At 41.9% G+C, this 19,655-nt stretch carries 25 protein-coding genes and 1 tRNA gene; 24 read left to right on the plus strand and 2 right to left on the minus strand.

The features are described from left to right. Positions 1–208: 208 nt before the first annotated feature. Positions 209–667: a hypothetical protein gene (locus GLW08_RS08060; RefSeq protein WP_160848085.1), complete on the minus strand. Its 459-nt coding sequence runs from the start codon at positions 665–667 to the stop codon at positions 209–211. Between the two features lie 637 nt (positions 668–1,304). Between GLW08_RS08060 and GLW08_RS08065 the strand changes: the two genes are divergently transcribed. The 16 genes from GLW08_RS08065 to GLW08_RS08140 all read left to right on the plus strand — a co-directional run bounded on the left by GLW08_RS08065 (position 1,305) and on the right by GLW08_RS08140 (position 9,929). Beyond that, complete coding sequence (locus GLW08_RS08065) at positions 1,305–1,544, plus strand: hypothetical protein (RefSeq protein WP_160848086.1); 240 nt, start codon at positions 1,305–1,307, stop codon at positions 1,542–1,544. A gap of 88 nt (positions 1,545–1,632) precedes the next feature. After that, complete coding sequence (locus tag GLW08_RS08070; RefSeq protein WP_160848087.1) at positions 1,633–2,130, plus strand: hypothetical protein; 498 nt, start codon at positions 1,633–1,635, stop codon at positions 2,128–2,130. Positions 2,131–2,175: 45 nt separating this feature from the next. Further along, positions 2,176–2,388 carry a hypothetical protein gene (locus GLW08_RS08075; protein ID WP_160848088.1) on the plus strand — a complete coding sequence of 71 codons (213 nt, stop codon included), beginning with the start codon at positions 2,176–2,178 and terminating at the stop codon, positions 2,386–2,388. A 28-nt stretch (positions 2,389–2,416) separates the two neighbouring features. After that, complete coding sequence (locus GLW08_RS08080) at positions 2,417–2,554, plus strand: hypothetical protein (protein ID WP_160848089.1); 138 nt, start codon at positions 2,417–2,419, stop codon at positions 2,552–2,554. Positions 2,555–2,901: 347 nt separating this feature from the next. After that, complete coding sequence (locus tag GLW08_RS08085) at positions 2,902–3,207, plus strand: HNH endonuclease (RefSeq protein ID WP_160848090.1); 306 nt, start codon at positions 2,902–2,904, stop codon at positions 3,205–3,207. Continuing rightward, entirely contained in the window at positions 3,197–3,418 is a 222-nt protein-coding gene (locus tag GLW08_RS08090) for a hypothetical protein (protein WP_160848091.1), read from the plus strand. The genes GLW08_RS08085 and GLW08_RS08090 overlap by 11 nt, the downstream gene beginning before the upstream one ends. A 131-nt stretch (positions 3,419–3,549) precedes the next feature. After that, entirely contained in the window at positions 3,550–3,999 is a 450-nt protein-coding gene (locus GLW08_RS08095) for a hypothetical protein (RefSeq protein WP_160848092.1), read from the plus strand. Positions 4,000–4,017: 18 nt separating this feature from the next. Further along, entirely contained in the window at positions 4,018–4,191 is a 174-nt protein-coding gene (locus tag GLW08_RS08100; protein WP_160848093.1) for a hypothetical protein, read from the plus strand. Further along, complete coding sequence (locus GLW08_RS08105; protein ID WP_160848094.1) at positions 4,191–4,790, plus strand: hypothetical protein; 600 nt, start codon at positions 4,191–4,193, stop codon at positions 4,788–4,790. The genes GLW08_RS08100 and GLW08_RS08105 overlap by 1 nt, the downstream gene beginning before the upstream one ends. Beyond that, complete coding sequence (locus tag GLW08_RS08110; protein WP_160848095.1) at positions 4,791–5,285, plus strand: hypothetical protein; 495 nt, start codon at positions 4,791–4,793, stop codon at positions 5,283–5,285. Positions 5,286–5,296: 11 nt separating this feature from the next. Continuing rightward, complete coding sequence (locus tag GLW08_RS08115) at positions 5,297–5,920, plus strand: hypothetical protein (protein ID WP_160848096.1); 624 nt, start codon at positions 5,297–5,299, stop codon at positions 5,918–5,920. An 88-nt stretch (positions 5,921–6,008) separates the two neighbouring features. Continuing rightward, positions 6,009–6,326 (plus strand): hypothetical protein, encoded by a 318-nt coding sequence (locus GLW08_RS08120; protein ID WP_160848097.1) that lies wholly within the window; start codon positions 6,009–6,011, stop codon positions 6,324–6,326. 115 nt (positions 6,327–6,441) lie between these two features. Beyond that, positions 6,442–6,801 (plus strand): hypothetical protein, encoded by a 360-nt coding sequence (locus GLW08_RS08125; protein ID WP_160848098.1) that lies wholly within the window; start codon positions 6,442–6,444, stop codon positions 6,799–6,801. Positions 6,802–6,804: 3 nt separating this feature from the next. Next, complete coding sequence (locus GLW08_RS08130; RefSeq protein WP_160848099.1) at positions 6,805–8,910, plus strand: phage tail tape measure protein; 2,106 nt, start codon at positions 6,805–6,807, stop codon at positions 8,908–8,910. A 108-nt stretch (positions 8,911–9,018) separates the two neighbouring features. Continuing rightward, a complete protein-coding gene (locus GLW08_RS08135) occupies positions 9,019–9,477 on the plus strand; it encodes a phBC6A51 family helix-turn-helix protein (RefSeq protein WP_160848100.1) in 459 nt (152 codons plus the stop codon). A gap of 89 nt (positions 9,478–9,566) precedes the next feature. After that, positions 9,567–9,929 carry a hypothetical protein gene (locus GLW08_RS08140; protein WP_160848101.1) on the plus strand — a complete coding sequence of 121 codons (363 nt, stop codon included), beginning with the start codon at positions 9,567–9,569 and terminating at the stop codon, positions 9,927–9,929. Positions 9,930–9,976: 47 nt separating this feature from the next. Here the strand turns inward: GLW08_RS08140 and GLW08_RS08145 are convergent, their stop codons facing one another. Continuing rightward, positions 9,977–10,198, minus strand: coding sequence for a helix-turn-helix transcriptional regulator (locus GLW08_RS08145; RefSeq protein WP_160848498.1), 222 nt, complete (start codon positions 10,196–10,198; stop codon positions 9,977–9,979). 312 nt (positions 10,199–10,510) lie between these two features. Between GLW08_RS08145 and GLW08_RS08150 the strand changes: the two genes are divergently transcribed. The 8 genes from GLW08_RS08150 (at position 10,511) to lonB (ending at position 19,533) form a co-directional block, all read left to right on the plus strand. After that, positions 10,511–11,809 (plus strand): FtsK/SpoIIIE domain-containing protein, encoded by a 1,299-nt coding sequence (locus GLW08_RS08150; RefSeq protein ID WP_160848102.1) that lies wholly within the window; start codon positions 10,511–10,513, stop codon positions 11,807–11,809. Then, complete coding sequence (locus GLW08_RS08155) at positions 11,736–12,326, plus strand: replication-relaxation family protein (RefSeq protein ID WP_160848103.1); 591 nt, start codon at positions 11,736–11,738, stop codon at positions 12,324–12,326. Before GLW08_RS08150 ends, GLW08_RS08155 begins: the two co-directional genes overlap by 74 nt. A 14-nt stretch (positions 12,327–12,340) precedes the next feature. Then, positions 12,341–12,823 carry a hypothetical protein gene (locus GLW08_RS08160; protein ID WP_160848104.1) on the plus strand — a complete coding sequence of 161 codons (483 nt, stop codon included), beginning with the start codon at positions 12,341–12,343 and terminating at the stop codon, positions 12,821–12,823. Between the two features lie 193 nt (positions 12,824–13,016). Continuing rightward, positions 13,017–13,102: transfer RNA gene (locus tag GLW08_RS08165), tRNA-OTHER, on the plus strand. A 301-nt stretch (positions 13,103–13,403) separates the two neighbouring features. Then, positions 13,404–14,399, plus strand: a complete 996-nt coding sequence (locus GLW08_RS08170) for a tetratricopeptide repeat protein (protein WP_160848105.1) — start codon at positions 13,404–13,406, stop codon at positions 14,397–14,399. A gap of 193 nt (positions 14,400–14,592) precedes the next feature. Continuing rightward, on the plus strand, positions 14,593–15,879 hold the full coding sequence (gene tig, locus GLW08_RS08175) for a trigger factor (protein WP_160848106.1): 1,287 nt from the start codon (positions 14,593–14,595) through the stop codon (positions 15,877–15,879). A 521-nt stretch (positions 15,880–16,400) separates the two neighbouring features. Further along, positions 16,401–17,678: an ATP-dependent protease ATP-binding subunit ClpX gene (gene clpX, locus GLW08_RS08180; RefSeq protein ID WP_036816550.1), complete on the plus strand. Its 1,278-nt coding sequence runs from the start codon at positions 16,401–16,403 to the stop codon at positions 17,676–17,678. A 181-nt stretch (positions 17,679–17,859) separates the two neighbouring features. Then, the gene (lonB, locus tag GLW08_RS08185) at positions 17,860–19,533 is read left to right on the plus strand and encodes an ATP-dependent protease LonB (RefSeq protein WP_160848107.1); all 1,674 of its coding nucleotides are present in this window, start codon (positions 17,860–17,862) and stop codon (positions 19,531–19,533) included. Positions 19,534–19,655 lie beyond the last annotated feature (122 nt).

Here is a 19,655-nt window from a genome sequence, read left to right on the forward strand (position 1 = left end):
TTACGATTCTAATTAAATAACCCCTGTCATTTGCTCTAGCTAAGTTAAGAGCAGATTGTTCACATATTCTCATATTACAGGTCACTAAGAAGGATTTAGTTCACGATTCCTCATATACCTCGATACAAATTTTGAAAATGTTCAAACGCTTAACGAATTTTCCTCTCTACTTTTAAGTGGAAAACTAATCTCCGAACGTACACGCAACTCACGAATTTTTTCTGATTTTTTGCGGAGGCAAGTCCGGCTTTACGTCGTACTCCAACACACAATACGGCGGAGCTTGAAAAATACCGGAGTCGTCCTCGTCCGCTTCTAGCTCTCCGTCCATTAATAACGATAATTCCGTCCCGTCCTTTTTCGGCTTCACAAGCGCGTTGTATTCCTTATCGGGGTTATAGACGGTGTACTCCGCGCGCCTCTCCGCTACCTGGTCCGCCGAAATTATATAATCGGCTAATACGTCCAGGATCGAGTAATTTCGTTCGCGCATTTTCTTCCGCGTGGCCGGGTGCTTCGTGATTTTCTTCGCTAAGTCTACGTGATTCTCCCATTCCGCTATGAAGTCCGAGGCTTGTTTAACTCTTACCGCCGGATTCCCCTCGCCTAGATTCTGCTGCCAAAATCGGAATAAAGCTCGGATTGCTTGCGTCGTTTTCGTTTGCATAACGTTTCTCCTCCTCGATTAATTATGGACCGCAAAAAATACCCCCTTTTTCGGGAACAAAATCGCCAATTTACCCCCTTTTTCGGGAACAAAATCGCCAATTTACCCCCTTTTTCGGGAACAGTAAAAATCGGACATTTTCGCAAATAAACGCCTCTATATCAAGGGTTTTGGGCGATTAACTGCGATTTTTAAAGTGACTCGGATATCTTAAGGTCTGTATCTTATTACGTATATAACGCTAATAGTCGAAAGAGGTAAAACCTTTTAAGTTTCATGCGTCCTTCATTCGTTTCACTCATTCAGTCCGCCACATACCACCTTACGGAAGAACTTAACTCCGAATAGTAATACCTCCGAAAATGGTATAGGCCAAGGAATGAAATGACGAAGGCGGCGGGCGGTTTTTGCCCGGCTGATCTCAGAACGAAGTTCCCCGCTTATTTCCGCCCTTCTACTATTACCTCCGTATATACTGCGGAAGCGTAACGCAATTTGCGTAATTTTTTCGTAAATAAAAAACCCCGCCACTAGGGCGAGGCTTGTACGTTCTACAAGCGACGAGAATTTATTAGATATGATTTACGAGTATGCTGTAGAACAATATAAAAAAGTTATTAAGTGGGGGGTATAAGATATGGGCTATATTCAAGCTGTAACGGATTTGTACGAGCAATTAGAAGGAGAATTTAAGGAGTTATCCGCAGAATTAAAAAAGCGATATGGAAGCGCACCACAAGGAAAACGGCGGCTTCATTTTTGCTTTCTACGAAATGCAGCGAGATATGAGCGAACGTTTTCCGGACTTAACACAATCCGACCTAGCTCGATTAATGTTTATCGGCACATACGTCGGATGGCAGGGCGGCGAGCTTAGTTACGGTAACGGTGTTAGGATCGACCGTAAAGTTCTCGAAAAATTACTCGACATAAGCCGTAGCAAATTCAGCGAGTTTTTCAGCAAGTTGACCGACCTCGGCATATTAAACGAGGATAACACCGGAGCAATCCGAGTTAACCCTAGCGTATTTTACCGAGGAGCTGAAAAGGATTTTAAGAAAGTAGCCGGCGCCATGCAATACACGCGAGTATATCGGAAAACTATCCGCGAGTTATATGCGATGTACAACGGCCGAACTATCAAACAACTCGGATTAATTTACGCGGTGCTACCTTACATTAACTTTAACTATAACATCGTCTGCCACAATGCGGAGGAATACAACAAAGACAACGTTAAGCCGATGACTACAGCCGACCTAGCAAAGAAACTCGGCTATTCAAAGGCGGAGCAACTGACGAAGGCATTACGAGGTGTTAAATACGAAGGTCAGCGTGTTTTTGGCTTCTTTGAATGTGAGGACGACGCAAGAAAGAAGAAAATCGTGGTTAACCCTAACGTAATCTACGCGGGTAGCGGTGAAAAGTTAGACGGAATAAAAATCCTATTTAAGAGCGCTTAATGTAAAGCGTATTTTTTATGCTCTTTTTTAAGGAGGTGAGGCGAAATGAGCGAGGAAACGGTTTGCAAAGTATCGCAACACTACTCAGCAGATAGTGAGCTTACGACGTTAGTTATCGACGTCGAAACAGGCGAAGTGCTCTACAGAAGTACGCAACAGACCTCGGACATCTACGCAGTACGAAAGATAGTCGAGGGGTTGGCTTACGATGAGGCCGTTAAATTTACTTTCGGTGGAAATTACCGGTTAGAGGAATAAAAATACTTAATCGGATTGGAGGGATTGGATGGAGGATCGCACACATAACTTAGCGCTATATCTGATCGGACTGGCGCTTTTGCAAAAGAACGGTAAAAAATACGTTCATAGAGAAATAGACCAAGCAGTTGAAGAGTTACAAAAAGACTTAAATCTAAAAAATTAATTTAAAGGATGGGATTGGATTGGATAGAAAAATGACTGAGGAATTACAAGGTTTAATCGAGGACTTAAAGCACCTTAACGAAGAGGTAAAGCAAGGAAACGAGGTGCTGCGTTGTGGCTAAGGATAACACGAAAATATGCGTAGTTTGTGAAAAGGAAAAATCGCTAACCGAATTTAATAAACGCGCTTCGGAGACGGACGGTCGCCGCAAGGAATGCCGTATTTGTCAGAAGCAAGCAAACGCAGGCTACCGCAACACTCCAAACGGTAGATTAAGACGGGCTTTCCACGTTGCTAAAGCGAGGGCTAAAGCGGCGGGCGCTTACGATACCTTAACTTTCGAGGAGTTGAAGGAGACGTTCGACGCTGCGGTAGACCACGGTTGCGTTTATTGTGGCGGGGAGTTAGAAAACGATTGGTCGGTCGAGCATGTTATTCCGTATTCAAAAGGCGGTACGAACGAGATTCATAACGTTGTAATAGCTCATAACGCTTGCAACTTCCGTAAGCATAACCACGCTCCGGCCGATTATTGCGAAGCGCCTGGCTCCTTAGACCAGTTAGCGGCTTATCTATACGTTATGTCGGACGGTAAGTACGAAATAGACGAAGCATACGCGCTCTTAAAAAGTGGTGAGGCGAATGGGGAATAAACTTTGGCGGATGGAGCCTGGTTGGCTCGGAGGCTATACGGAAGACCGCGACCTCATCCGGAATATAAAGCGTAGCAAAAAGGATTGGTCGATTATGGCCGACTACTTTATCAGAGGACGATTAAAGGGCGTTCAATTTAAGATACCAGCGGACAAAAGGCGGGTTGCTGAAAATGCGTTCGGCGTAACGGTCGAAAAATCGAATAAATAAAGGCGTACAGGCGTTTTTATCTTTGTAGGAACTATAACCCTAGCGAGTGAAAGAACGTCTTTTATTTACGCCAATTTCTTTAAAAATCTGCGTATATAGTACAGAAATAAACGGATAAAGGGGCGGGTGAGTTGGACGGAAAGTACGGGGAGCATGAAGTCGTTTATTGTACGCTTGCCTTTACCAAGTCGCAAGAAAGCGGCGTAATCGCGGCTGGCGTCCAGTTTGTACGGAAACATAAAACCACGGAAGGCAAAACGGAGCACGAAGTATTAAAAGTGGCGTCGTTATACCTCGACGAGCCGGACTTATCGTCGTATAACCAAGCGTGTCGGGCCGTGATGTCCCGGTGTATTTCGGAGCTTCCGGAAGGTACGAAGTTAGTCATATTCCACAGCGCGCAAGCCGTTTTTAATCGGAATAAGGCGTTTGTCAGGCAAATCACGCCGCAGGCCGAGAGTTACGGCGTAGAAGTTAAAGCGAAAAAGTTTGACCGCAGGAACAAAGCCACGCAAGAGGCCGAGTTATTAGCGAATGACGCAATAAAACGTAAAGTAAGTGTAATAAACCAAATTCAATAAAAAAGGGAGAGATTTTTAATGAGAAATCCAATGCACGAATTATACGAAATCAAAAATAAATTTCACGGCGGAGAGTACGTATCGGAGGAAAATTTAAAACAATTAGAAAATATTTGCAGAACCACAGGCAACCAAGAAGCTAGGTCACTTTATTCGCAAGTTAAAAAACATCTAAAAGGAGACGATCAATAATGACTACATTCAAACAATCAGCAACCTTAAGAAGTTTAACTCAGGAACTTAAATCTAGAAAAGAAGAGCTCTCGGAAAATTTAAGAGGTTTTGATATGGCAATCGAAGAAACCGACAAACAAATCACAGAAAAACAAGAAGCTATTGAAGAAGGCGTTTCCGTAGACGAGGAAGTCAAATACCAGCAAGAAATTCAGTCTTTGGAGGCTACAAAAGACGTACTAAACAGAAGAAAGGGAGAAGACGAAAGAACTTTAAACCCCGTCATTAAAGATTTAGAAGAAAAGGTTATTCAACAATTAATTTCAGACGTAAAGAAACAAAAAGGCGAGGCTTTCGAACAAGCAAGGCAAGAAACAGCAGAAGCCTTAAAGAAGTACCAAGACAGCCTAGCTCGTTTTTACGAGATAAATAACGAAGGTAGAGACTTTATCCACGGATATACTAACTTACTCGGTGATTTCTTCGATGAAAGAGCTGAGGGAACTATGTACCGAAATAAGTCTGTTATATACGGCGATTCAAAAGCTGGAATTGAAGGTATAACCGAACCGCAACAATTACAACTAATAAACTACGGAACTATCAGAGGTAAGTAAATGAAATACACACTCACTTGTACGTACGTTGAAGACGATAAATTCGGAGTTTTCACCTGGGCGCTTTCAAATTTCGAAGGCGTCCTGCACTCCGATTCTATTATTGCGCTAGGCGAGCGGAAATCCGACCGTACTTATTGCGGTCATATCGCTTTACGTCGGGCGTTAAGGCAATCAGCTAAACTAACGGAGGGCGTGGTCGATTTAACGGTCAAGCTAGACGAAGGGCTTATCGAGGCGGTAGGTTACGAGCTTCTACCGGAAGTCTCGACGCCTCTATATCCGGCTTTAAAGGAAACCACCGAACGAGCTTTACGGAGATTCGAGAAGTACCAGCTCGCGCAGATTACCGAGGACGTGGACGGCGGTATGAGCGTAGACGAAGCTACGGCACTCGATGAAGCGGAGGATCGACTAGAGAGGTTGAGAACGATAGGCGGGCGGTTGGACCTTTGGTTTTTACGAATAACAGCACCAACAAAAATTATAAAATAGGAGAGGTTAAAATGGCAGAACCTAAAAACTTAGAGCAAGCGTTAAAACAGTACCACGGAATTAAGGACAAAGAAACGCAAGCAGCTGAAAATATTCGCAAACAAAAAGCAGACCTACAAACGGAAATAGCTGACTTAGAAAATAAGCTCGCCGAGCACCAACGGGAAACTACTTTAGATATATCGGATAAAGCATTACAAACAGAAACCGATTTAAAGCAGCAAATCACCTCGGCAAAGTTGAAGCTGCAAAGTCTCCAAGACAAAGAAGGCCGTCTTAGTTTCGGCAGAGACACGAAAGCAATCGGTAAAAAAGCGGTGGAGTTTGCGAAGCAGGAAAAGAAAGAAGAATACGACGAAAAACTTCCGGGAGTGCTAGACGCAATCGAAAAAGCAAAACGTGATTATCTATTGGCGGTAGTTGCGTATCGAGATTTAGAGAACGACCTTAAACAAGGTATTTCGGACGTCGGGCTAGAGGTCAATCATCAAATTACAAACGATGATTTTCCACGCGTACGTGAAATTGCGTGGGGTTATCGCGATCACCAGCACACAGACGGCGAAAAGTATGCGGTAAGTGAGGCCGACATACAGCGAGCAGTGAAAGAAGGTAAATTCAGCAAATACGAATAACTAGAACGAACGTCACGCGATGAAGAGGTAGCGGCCACCTCGGAGCGTGGCGATTTTTATATACCAAAAACAAAGGAGCGGATGAATAGTGCTAAACATTAGAACAAACGCAAAGGGCGATTATATTTTCGAAGGTGACGAAGAGGTAATGTCTAAGATTTCCGGCGCCAATTTATCGAAGGTAGACTTGTCGGACTATAATATTAGTTTCGACGTACTTTATCGCCTATACGACCGCGCTAAGTCGGTGCAAGGCGGTAAATCGGTCAGTTACGAGCAAATTCTTACGGAAGATGGTCCGGAAAAAGGAGAGGCTACGTACACGAATTACGCGGACTTATACGCGGCCATGAAGCAAAGGTTAATCGAAAGAAACCAGCTAATTAAGCAAAAAGGATTACGGTAAAACTTACGCGATGAACGGTAGTCTGACAAGCTACCCGGAGCTAATATGTCCTCCTAACGGGCGCCCTTACTACTAGGGGCGTCTTTTAATTATGCAGAAAGCGAGGTGAAGACGTATGGAACAAACCAAAAAAGCGAGGATTTCAGAAATAATCGATGAAATAAGCGCGCTAGAAAAGCCATTACACGAATTGTCTACAGGTCAACGCACAATACCGGAGACCAAGCGCGAACTAGATATACTCTACAACGCGGGTAAAGATCTTCGTGCTTTCGATGAGAAAGAAGTATCTTTACTAGGACAGAAAACAATCGAGTTTCATAGCACGTTAAAACAATTTCGACTAGCAATCCACAAGTATAAACCTAAGCACAAAAAAGTAAGAAAGCAGTCTCAACGGTTACTCGATGTCGCTAAACAAGTCGGCGAGATTGAACAACGAGTATTAAAAATTATCGAAACTGAGGAGGTGTAAAAATTGAGTTATGATTTAACAGCTAAATTACAACTACAGGACAGGTTATCAAGACCATTAAAGAAGGCAACAGATCAAGTTAAAAGAACGCAAAGACAGACCGAAGGACTATCCGGAAGAATGAAAGCGTTAGACTCCGGTATGAAGAACCTTGCCGTCGGAGGTGTAGCAGCGTTATCGACAGGGTTAATTGCGATGACAGGTTACGCAGCCAAAGTCGGCATGACCTTCGAGGCGGAAATGGATAAAGTTAAGGCGGTAACTGGCGCTACTACCGCAGAAATGGCGGCAATGACGGAACAAGCGAAGGAGCTCGGCAAGCAAACGCAGTTCTCGGCAACTCAAGCAGCACAAGCGCAAGCGTTTTTAGCGCAAAGTGGCATGGATACGAAAGAAGTTATGGGCTCTATGCCGTCAGTGCTAGACTTAGCGGCTTCCGGACAATTAGACCTAGCGCAAGCTTCCGACCTTGCTTCGAACGTGCTTTCCGGGTTTAACATGGAAGCGTCGGAAATGGGCCATGTATCAGATGTACTTGCTAAGTCCGCAGCGAGCGCGAATACTTCCGTCGGACAGATGGGCGAAGCCCTTAGCTATTCTGCCCCTATAGCACAAGGCCTCGGTATTTCGCTCGAAGAAACCGCGTCAGCTATAGGCCTGTTTTCTAATGCAGGAATACAGGGGAGTAGAGCGGGCAGCAGTTTGCGAGGAATGTTATCGCAATTACAATCGGCTACCGGCTCGACGGCGGACAAGTTGAAAGAATTAGGACTTTCCGCAAAAGACGTCAATCCAGCGGTACACTCCTTGTCTGATATAGTCAAGACGTTGAAGGACTCCGGTGCTACGGCAGCGGACGCCATGAAACTAGTCGGACAAGAAGCGGGCCCTGGACTAGCGGCGTTATTGACGCAAGGATCCGGAAAGTTAGACGAAATGACGGAGAAATTCAAAAATGCCGACGGTGCCGCGTCTAAAATGGCGGACACCATGAACGACAACTTACGCGGTAGGTTACGCGAGCTTAAATCCGCATTTGACGGGCTGGCGCTAGATATATTCGACCAAATGAAGCCGGGGTTAAATTCACTTGCGAAGGACGCGAAGGACTTTGTAGGTGTATTGACCGCCGGTTTTGCTATTTTATCGGGGCAAGACGTAAAAGGCGTTAAGCAGCTTACGGAGGTATTCGGCGCAGCAGACGGCGGAACGGAAAAAGTTGTTCGCTGGTCGAACGCTTTCGAAACGGCGAAGCAAAAGTTCAATACGGCAAAGGACGCGCTTACGGATGTCTACAACCAATCGAAGAAGGTAGCCAACTGGATTATTAATAATTGGCCGTTGGTATCAAACATCATCGTCGGAGTGGCTACGGCTGCTACAACGTTACGAGTCAGTTTCGCGGCGTTATCTATTATTCGTACGATAAAGAACTCTATGCTGTTGTATCAAGCGGCTGCTTTCGCTACTACGGCCGCACAACACGGTCTGAACGCGGCTATGAGAGCGAATCCAATCGGAGCGGTTATTACGGCGCTTACCTTACTAGTTACGGCTGGTGTTCTGCTTTATAAGAATTGGGGGAAAATTACCGAAAAAGCAGGTCAATTATGGAGCGGAATACAAACGGCTTTCGGACAAGTAGGTTCTTTTGTGGAAGGCGTTTTCTACCGTGCTAAGTCTGCGGTAGTAAGCTCTATTAATACGATAATCGAAAAAATCAACGGAATGATAGGTAAGATTAATTCGATCCCCGGTGTTAACGTGCCGATTGTTCCGAAAGTATCCGCACCGCAAATTCCGGACTCCGTCGCACAATCGCAAGGGCTTTCACCGATGGCTGCGCGAGGCGTGCAAGTAGACGGAAGCCACAAAGCCGGGCTTGAAAGAGTGCCATATGACGGTTACGTTGCTCGACTGCATAAAGGCGAACGCGTACAAACGGCGGAAGAAGCTAAGGAAGACAGAAACGGTGGAGAAGGTGGTAATACGTACAACTTTAACGTTAACTACACCGGACGTGGAAATACGAAGCAGGACGCCGAGGAACTTCTTTACGAAATGTCTAAGATTATCGAAAGAAAAGGGGCAAGAATGGCTAGCATTTAATTTACAAAGGAGAGGAATAAATGAAGCACCTTATAAAAGCGGCGGTTTTATCGGGATATATCCGACTATTCGGCGCTAGAAACTACAATAAATACGGAGGTATAAATAATGAGTAGAATAAAAGAATTAGAAAAAAGGCTTGATAGTAAACAAATACAAGCGGCCAATCTATTAGTAGCTAACGAGTTCGCAGGTAGAGAGGAGAAGCAAACACATCAAGAAATAGCGGACGAGTGCGGAATCTCACGCATGACACTTTTCAGATATAAAAAGAATCCGGACTTCGTTACGTACATGGACGCTCAAAGCGAGCTGACTTTAGCGAGTTATCGTTCTTTGGCAGATGCGCAACTTATGAGGCTAATTAGTGGTCACGGGCAAAACAACGGGCTTCCGAGCGTGAAAGGGTTAGAATTGTATTATAAGCTATTCTCGAAACTGGTCGATAAGTCCGAGGTTTTACACGTCGAAGAAAGTCCTAAGCACAATACCGACGCAATTAGAGCGGAAATTGAACGCTTCAAAAGCCGCAAAACGGACGAAGGAGAAACGACAAAGGACGACTAAAAACTATTGTGGCGGGGGTTGCAGCCTCCGTCTTTTTAATTTATGCTTATACATAGTTAGTAAAATATGGTAAAGGGGTGGGGTTATTTATGAAAAAAGTAATGGTGATTGTAACGTTATTCGGGCTCTTTATTCTTGGCGCGTGTAGTGGAGGAGCAGCGGAAACTAAAAGTTTAGATGGTATCGAGCAGCACTTTAAAGACGTGGGGCTTGAGGTAGCAGACGAAAAGCAGGATAAAATGTTTCAGATGATAGGGGCGAAGAATGGCTTCGGTTTAGATGTGGAAGGTACTGCAATCGAACTTTATGAGTTTGACAAAGGGGCTGACCAATTTAAAGTAATAAAAGAACAAGAAGCTATGAACGGGACTCCAGTTACACTTAACGGGAATTTAATCTTATTAATGCACGGCGAAAATAAAGAAGTCGTAGAAGCTTTCGAGGAATATTAATTAGACGCAAACGGCGGGTAGTCCTTAACGGGGCTGCCCGCTTTTTTTTATCCCCAAAAGTCCTCGTAATCCACATTGTATCCTTCTTTATTCAACGCTTTAATTATTTTCTTAGCGTTTTTAAAAGAAGGCTCATTGTCGTTAGAGCTAGCTATTCGACTAATAGTATTCCGATTTACTTTACTAACCTTCGAAAGCTCCTCTTGTGTAATTCCGTACTTATCCAGGAACTTACCGAACCTCGATCGTTTCTTCCCTAGACCGAACATCGCAACCTCAACCTTTCCTAAGTAATTGTATAGCACCATCATCGACAGATAGCTCGATTTTTATTCACAAAAATGAGATTTTCTCACAAAAGTGTGAATAATGTACAAGCGGAGGCTAATACGTTCTAATATGCACAACAAATTGCGAAGGGGCTGGCGAAACAGATTACGTTTTACCTATTCGAATTAAATAGCGCAGGCTGCAGCTTAAAACGTAGTTAAGAATCGTATAATTTCGGAGGTTAATAGGTTAAATGGATTTCGTTTTAGGAGGGACTATCTCTTATTGAGATACTTTGAGGAGGTGGAGCGATGTTTGTAGAAATCCTATCAAGCGCGGCGATGGGAAGTTTGCTCGGGTACACATACATTTATCAAGCAGGTTTAGGCGGGAATGATAAGAAGAAAATCGAGAATATAGCAAAGAATTGCGGCTTAGTTGCGAAAGACGGCAAAACTATCCGGATCCATCGGCGTTCAAAAAAGGACGGCTATACGGAGTATGTTTTCCAAATACCGCAAGGGCTGTCTGCGAAAGAGTTCCGGAATAAACTCGACCATTTTCAAGACGGTTTAAACATAAAGAAAAGCGTCCTAGACCTCGCACTTTCCGACTTTAAGGAGGTTAACTGGCGAGGCGATTTATTATCCGAAATAAGAGCGGTAATTGAGAAGCGACAAAAGCTCCGGAAAACAGTCGAGGTAGAGTTCGACGGTATGCTGAAATTCCGTGTTTATAACGAAGGCCTGCCGGAGTTGTTCGAGTACACCGAGGAGTTATTCGATAAGGTGAAGACGTGGGAAATTCCGATAGGCGTAGCGTTAGGCGGCCGATTAATTAAGCATGACTTCGATAAACTCGCGCACATGATTATCGGCGGAACTACTGACTTCGGAAAATCGAACGCTTTAAAGGTAATTATTACGACGCTTATCCATAAGCAGCCGAAACATGTATCGTTCTCTTTAATCGACCTAAAAGGCGGGCTTTCATTTAGTCGCTACAAAAACGTTAAGCAAGTCGATCGAGTAGCGAAGAACAGTAAAGAAGCGCTCGAAGCCTTAGAGGCGGTGCAACTACGACTAAACAAAACGATGGAATACCTCGAAGCTAACGGTTACGAGGACGTCAAAGAAGCGGGTATAAAAGACCGCCATTTCATCGTCATAGACGAAGCTGCGGACATAGCAGACAACGATAAATGCCAGGAGATTCTGAAGGACATAGCGCGGCGAGGTCGGGCGGCTGGCTTCCGGTTGTTGTACGCGACTCAATATCCTACGAGAGAAACGGTAAGCTCGCAGGTGAAGCGGAATTGTATAACGCGATTATGCTTCGTACTAGATACGGAGATAGCGAGTCGAGCGGTGCTAGACGAAGGCGGAGCGGAGGAGCTGCCGTTAATACAAGGGCGGGCGATTTATAAAGCGCATAAGAAAACCGTCATACAGACGCCTTATATCGAAAATAAATTCATCGAGAAAACCATTCAACCGCACGTTAATATCCGAGCTAAGAGGGAGAGTGGGAAACGCCATGAACAAGGTCATACAAAAGGAACAACGCGAAGAAAACATACTCTTATCGTTGAAGAAACTGCATTATCTTAGTCGATCGCAACTTCAAGCCTTACATGACTTAGGCAGTACAAGGAACGCGCAAAGAATCCTCCAAGATATGTCGCCGTACCTATCAAGTTTTCGGGACGGCGAGAACGTCTACTACTTAAATAAGGAAGGCCGCGAACGAGTTAACGCTAAAAAAGCATTTAAGAAGACGACGCAAGCCCGGCATTACCTTATGCGTAACTCTTTATACATCGCGTTCGGTTCTCCGGCTACGTGGAAGAACGAGGTTAAGCTAGAGGTATCGGGCAACGTGAAGGTAATTGCCGACGCTATTTTTACGCGAAACAACCAATACCATATTATCGAGGTCGATCACACGCAGAAAATGAGTAAGAACCGCGGGAAAATCGAGCGTTATAAGCAACTAATCGAGCTCGGCGTATTCCAAAAGCATCCAATATTCACCTGGATAACGACGACGGCTTATCGCGAAAAACAGTTAAGTAAATTGTTAGACGGAATGGAACATCAGATATTTACAATCGCAGACTTTCATTAAAGGGAGGGCTTAGTATGGCTAAGCGTTTATTTCAACCGAAAGTACAAACGGTGGGTAGTGTCTCGGAGTTCTTAAGCGGAGAGGGTACGTTAAAAAAGGAAATAGCGAGGTTTAATCGTCACGCAGCGGCCCACGGGTTAAAGGCGAGTTTAACCACGTTAGCAACCGGAGTTACGGCGGTAAGCATTACGGGCAAAGCGTTCGTAACTCACGCCTCGGCGCAAGCAGTTACCGTGCAAGGCGGGCCGGTCGACTACGTGAAAGGCAAGGCGAAGGAGCAGATCGTTCAAGCGTTCCAGCCGTTGGTCGATATGATACAGGCGCTAAGTTATCCGATAGCTCTCGTAATGCTGACGGGTGGGGCGTTGCTATTTATGATAAATCAGAAGGACAAAGGAATATCGCTCATACAAAACGCGTCTATCGGCTATATCCTCGTCCAGCTAATGCCGTTAATGATGCAACTACTCGTAGGTATCGGCGGAGCGGTCGGTTAAGTCCTACGTACAGACTACGTATACAATAAGAAGAAACGCGGAAATTTCTTACGGTTGTACTTTCGACATCCTTCGGGTAGAATAGTGTACGTAATACACAAAACGACTCGAACGTGAGACTCGTAGGGAATCCGTGAGACTTTGTAAAATCGGTTTGACCACCGATAAAGCCCGTCATAATGACCGTTTGATTGTCCGTAATGGTAAACGGAATTACATACGCGAAAGAAAATCGGCCTTCTAAGCCGTAGGTCGGGAGTTCGAATCTCTCCTGGGACACTTCGTTTTACGAATGGAAAGGAAGACATTAGGTTGATTACCTAATGTCTTCTTTTTATTTAGGATTATTGGTTGGAACTTCGTAACTTCATAATAAGTATTCTTAATATATATTTTTGTTAAAGAATGTTATGATGTTTTCAGGTGAAGATAAGTGAAACATTCAACATGAAAAAAGGAGTTTTTATCTTCATATCGAATGTATATTTAGGAGCTCGTGTATTTGGAAAATGATGAATACTAGGTCGATGGATACATATGATAAAAGAAAATCAAAACAAATAATGAGGGGAGGGACAACATGACCAAAGAAAAAGCAGATGTCGTAATATTTCCGAAATGGAAAACATCTTTAGAAGAAAATGGGCTAGCAGCCTTGAAGGCAAAAAAATATGAAGAAGCACTTGAACATTTTGATCAGTTAATACAATTTGAAGCTGCAAATTCAGAAGTGCTGACTGGTAAATTAATTGCGCTGATGGAGTTAGGTAGGTACACAGAAGCAGAAACAATTTGCCGTGATTTAATGAAGTTAGATGATGGTCACTACTTCCAATACTTACATATATACTTAACTGTTTTATTTCAGACAAGTCAATACGAAGAGCTAATTGATTTACTAGATGAAGTTTTCAAATCAGATGATATCCCGCAAGAACTTAGACAACAATTCTGGCAACTATATGATATTACTGAAAAGCTAAAAGTAGATGAAACGAAAACGGAACATATGGAAAGTTTAGATGAATTTTTGGTAGCGTTGGATACAGAAGATGTGAAAACGCAATGGCAACTTTTATCTAAATTAAGAAAAACAAGTATTCAGCCTTATTTGAATGATGTAGCTCCATACTTAAAAAAAGAACATATTCAACCTGTCATTAAAACGGCACTTTTGCAATGGATGCAAGAGCAACAAGTAGAAAGAAATGTAGAGGTACAAAAACTTGGAGAATCGCTCGTAGTTAATCCTAGTGAGCTATCAGATATCCTTGCTCACCCATCATCTATACATATATTGAACTTATTAAATGAAGTGGAACAAAATAATCCAACCTTATATGAGTTTATTCAACAACTTTTATTTAGGTATATGTACGTGAGATTTCCGATTATGCCAAATGATAAGGAATTACCATCTATAGCCAAAGCCTTGTTTGAATTAAGTTCTACATATCTACAACTTGAGAATGAACCATTTCCTATGGCATCCTCAATACCAGATGATTCAGTGGATGTATGGAAACAACAAATTGAATACTATGAAGTGCATTATTTCTCTGTATTAGATGAATAATGCAATATGCTTTTTTAGTGAAATGCATTCAGTATTTCTATTAATGGAATCATCATATGGTTGATTGTTGAAAGCAGAAAGTATTATGTTATAATAAGGTGGTTGCAATTTATACACTGCCTTCTTTTGTATGTAGATTACGAAACAACCATTATACACAATGAATGTATTAATAGATTTTGGAGGGAAAATCATGTCAGCAAAATGGGAAAAGTTAGAAGGAAACGAAGGTCAATTAACAGTAGAAGTAGATGCGGAAGAATTTGACCAAGCCTTAAATCAAGCATTTAAAAAAGTAGTAAAAGACGTCCAGGTACCAGGATTCCGTAAAGGAAAAGTACCTCGTCCGATTTTCGAACAACGTTTTGGTGTGGAGTCTCTTTATCAAGATGCTCTAGACATCATTCTTCCTGAAGCGTACTCAAACGCTCTTCAAGAAACAGGCATTAACCCAGTTGATCGCCCAGAAGTAGACGTAGAGCAAATCGAAAAAGGCAAAAACCTTATCTTCACTGCAAAAGTAACAGTTAAGCCTGAAGTAGAGCTTGGCGATTACAAAGGTCTTGAAGTAGAAGAGCAAGACACTCAAATAACAGATGAAGATGTAGAGAACGAACTACAACAACAACAAGAAAAGCAAGCTGAATTGGTTGTTAAAGAAGAAGGTACAATTGAGAATGGCGATACAGTAGTAATGGACTTTGAAGGATTCGTAGATGGAGAAGCGTTTGAAGGCGGACAAGCTGATAACTATTCTCTAGAAATCGGTTCTGGCACATTCATTCCTGGATTCGAAGAACAGCTTGTAGGCAAATCTTCTGGCGAAGAGACAGAAGTAGAAGTTACATTCCCAGAAGAGTACCATGCTGAAGAGTTAGCAGGAAAGACTGCAACATTCAAAGTAAAAGTACACGAAGTGAAAACAAAAGAACTTCCAGAACTTGATGATGAATTTGCTAAAGACGTAGATGAAGAAGTAGAAACTCTTGCTGAACTTAAAGAAAAAACTAAGGCACGTCTACAAGAAGAAAAAGAACGTGAAGCAGAAAACACGAAACGTGAAGAGATTGTTAATAAAGCAACTGACAATGCTGAAATCAACGTACCAGATGCTATGGTAGACACAGAGCTAGACCGTATGGTTAAAGAGTTCGAACAACGTCTACAAATGCAAGGTATGACGATGGACATGTATTTCCAATTCACAGGTCAAGATGAGAATGCACTTAAAGAGCAAATGAAAGAAGATGCTAGTAAACGTGTGAAAACAAATCTTGTACTTGAAGCAATTTCTGAAGCAGAAAATGTTGAAGTAACAGAAGAAGATATTAATGCAGAGCTAGAAAACATGGCTTCTATGTATCAAACAGATGTTGAGAACTTGAAGCAAATGCTAGGTGGCAATACTGACGCGGTTGAAGAAGATCTTAAAATTAAAAAAGCGATCGACTTCCTTGTAGCAGAAAGCAAATCTGCATAGTCTACACTAAAAACAAGGCGCGACATGATCGTGCCTTGTTTTTTACTAAAAAAACAAAGTTGTCCTACTTTTACTACCATTTCTTACATATACATATAATATAGTTTGTATGCAGAATCAGTTCAGATAGGGGTTACTACTCGTAACGAAAAAATATAAAAAGATACATAGCCCTTTTGTCACTGGTGATTGTTATGATTTTCTGAAATGAAGTATGGAATGTTCGTTCTTATGGAAAAATACATATCACCTAACGAACTTCTTTTACTATCTAATTATTATCTAATGAGCATGTTGTTGTTTAACCACTTAGTTTTACCTTAAATGATTGACTTCTTTTCAGCACATGTACATAATGAATACAAATAACAGGAAAGATTCTTCTTTAGAGAGTTTTTTACTTTTAGTACTATATATAATTTGATATGATGACGTAAAGAAGCGTTTTTATATTCTATGTAATGTTAATATTAAGTTTATGTATAGATTTGTTGTGACTTATACTTTGAGAGGTGAAAAGCATGTTTAAATTTAACGAAGAGAAAGGGCAATTAAAGTGTTCTTTCTGCGGCAAGACTCAAGATCAAGTCCGTAAGCTTGTAGCCGGACCAGGAGTTTATATATGCGATGAGTGTATTGAATTATGTACAGAAATTGTTGAGGAAGAATTAGGTAATGAAGAAGAAGTGGAATTTAAAGAAGTACCTAAGCCTCAAGAGATAAACTCCATTCTCGATGATTACGTAATTGGTCAAGATTATGCTAAGAAGTCGTTGTCTGTAGCTGTTTATAATCACTATAAACGTATCAATGCCGTTCAAAAGCAGGATGATGTAGAGCTTGCTAAGAGTAACATCCTAATGCTTGGACCAACAGGTAGTGGTAAAACATTACTAGCGCAAACATTAGCTCGAATACTAAATGTGCCGTTTGCTATGGCTGATGCTACATCATTAACGGAAGCTGGTTATGTTGGTGAAGACGTAGAAAACATCCTTCTTAAACTAATTCAAGCTGCCGACTATGATGTAGAAAAAGCAGAAAAAGGTATTATTTATATTGATGAAATTGATAAAGTTGCACGTAAATCAGAAAACCCATCTATTACACGAGATGTATCTGGTGAAGGTGTTCAACAAGCGTTGCTTAAAATTCTAGAGGGTACTGTAGCTAGCGTTCCTCCTCAAGGTGGACGTAAGCATCCCCACCAAGAATTTATTCAAATCGACACGGCTAACGTACTGTTTATTGTAGGTGGAGCCTTTGATGGAATAGATCAAATTGTAAAACGCCGTCTTGGTAAAAAAGTAATTGGCTTCGGCTCTGAAGATAAGAGTGCCGAGGATATGGATAAAGGGGAAGTACTAACAAAGGTACTACCAGAAGACTTATTACGTTATGGCTTAATTCCTGAATTTATTGGTCGTCTTCCAGTTATTGGAGCATTAGAGCCGCTTGATGAAGATGCTCTAGTAGAAATTCTTACGAAACCAAAGAATGCTCTTGTTAAGCAATATCAGAAGTTATTCCAAATTGATAATGTAGAACTTGAATTTGAAGAAGAAGCCCTTCGTGAAATAGCTCGCAAAGCCATCGAGCGTAAAACAGGTGCACGTGGTTTGCGTTCCATTATTGAAGGCATCATGTTGGATGTTATGTATGAATTGCCAGGTCGTGAAGATATCGAAAAATGTATCATCACTCCAGACACTGTTACAAAAGAAAATGGTCGTCCAAAGTTTGTACTAAGCGATGGCACAGTTAAAGATGAAAACGAAACACCAAAAGAAAGTGCTTAATATAAAACAGTAGCCCTAGGGCTACTGTTTTATTCATGATAAAGGGTACTAACTTGTTATGGATTAAGACGGAATGCAAAGTTTAGTATGATAGAATTTCATGCGGTCCTAAGGTTTAATGTGTTCATTTGCGGAGATACTAGCTGATAACATTAAAGATGAAATGCAGGAGGAATCTTTTATGACATTAGCTGGTATTGCTCTTTTTGTGCAGCTTTTCTTTGGAATAGTAATTGGTTTGTATTTTTGGAATTTATTAAAGAATCAACGCTCGCAAAAGGTTACAATCGACCGTGAATCAAAAAAAGAACTAGGCGAACTTAGGAAGATGCGACAAATCGCATTATCTGAACCCTTATCCGAGAAGGTGCGGCCGAAAACATTTGAAGATATTGTTGGACAACATGATGGAATTGAGGCTTTACGTGCAGCTATATGTGGTGCGAATCCTCAACACGTTATTATTTATGGCCCTCCTGGAGTTGGAAAAACGGCAGCAGCGAGATTAGTTCTAGAAGAAGCAAAACAATTTGCAGAGTCACCTTTCAGAACAGATGCTGTGTTCGTCGAATTAGACGCCACCACAGCTCGATTTGATGAACGTGGAATTGCTGATCCTTTAATTGGATCTGTTCATGACCCTATTTATCAGGGGGCTGGGGCAATGGGGCAGGCTGGCATCCCGCAACCAAAGCCAGGTGCTGTATCCAATGCACATGGTGGCGTCTTATTCATTGATGAAATTGGCGAGTTGCACCCCATTCAAATGAATAAATTATTAAAAGTGCTTGAAGATCGTAAAGTTTATTTCGAGAGTGCCTATTATAGTGAAGAAAATCAGCAAATCCCCTTACATATCCATGAGATTTTTAAGAAAGGATTGCCTGCTGATTTTAGGATGATTGGAGCTACAACGCGACGCCCTGAGGAAATCCCTCCTGCAATACGCTCCCGTTGTTTGGAAGTCTTTTTCCGGGAGCTTGAGCATGAAGAAGTTATAGAAATTGCTCAAAAAGCCGCAAACAAAATTCAATTTTCTGTAGAAGAAAAAGGGCTATCCACTCTTGCAGATTACGCAAGAAATGGAAGAGAAGCGGTGAATATGATTCAAATTGCTTCTGGAATTGCAAAAAAAGCTAACAAAGATACAGTAAGTAGAGCAGAAATTGAGTGGGTGGTAGATGCATCTCAACTGGCACCACGTTACGAAAAGAAGATTTTTTCTCAAGATCAGGTTGGTATCGTAAATGGACTTGCAGTGTATGGGCCTAATTCAGGCTCTTTACTTGAAATAGAAGTAAGTGTTTTGCCTACGAATCAGCAAGGAGCAATAAATATCACAGGTATTGCAGAAGAAGAAAGTATTGGTAGCCAAAGTAAATCCATTCGAAGAAAAAGTATGGCTAAGGGTTCTATCGAAAATGTCATTACAGTGCTTCGATCTCTAGGAGTACCTGCGCATGAATACGATATACATGTAAACTTTCCTGGTGGTATTCCTGTTGATGGTCCATCAGCAGGTATAGCAATGGCAGTAGGGATTTATTCGGCCATTCATAAAATCCCGGTTAGACATGACCTGGCACTGACTGGCGAGATTAGTATTCATGGGCATGTAAAACCAGTCGGTGGTGTTATGTCTAAAATTAAAGCTGCCAAACGAGCTGGAGCGAATAAAGTCCTCATTCCTGCTGATAATAATCAAGCAATGTTTGAAAAAATTGATGGGATAAACATTGTTCCGATTCATCATATACAAGAAGCACTGACCTTGTGCCTAGCAGGAGATATACAATCCTTATTAAAAGAGAAACGTTTATTACCCAATCCCAAGCGTAATACACAATCTTCATAAGAAATAAGAATAGGCCCATCGTCTAGTTAGAATAGTTTACATTGAAATAGCTTTTCTATATACTTTTAAAGAACCATATTGTTTCAAGAAAAGAGCGTTGTCTTTTGTAAAAGGCATGCTCT

Origin of the sequence: Pontibacillus yanchengensis (genome assembly GCF_009856295.1) — a bacterium.
Taxonomy (GTDB): Bacteria; Bacillota; Bacilli; order Bacillales; family BH030062; genus Pontibacillus; species Pontibacillus yanchengensis_A.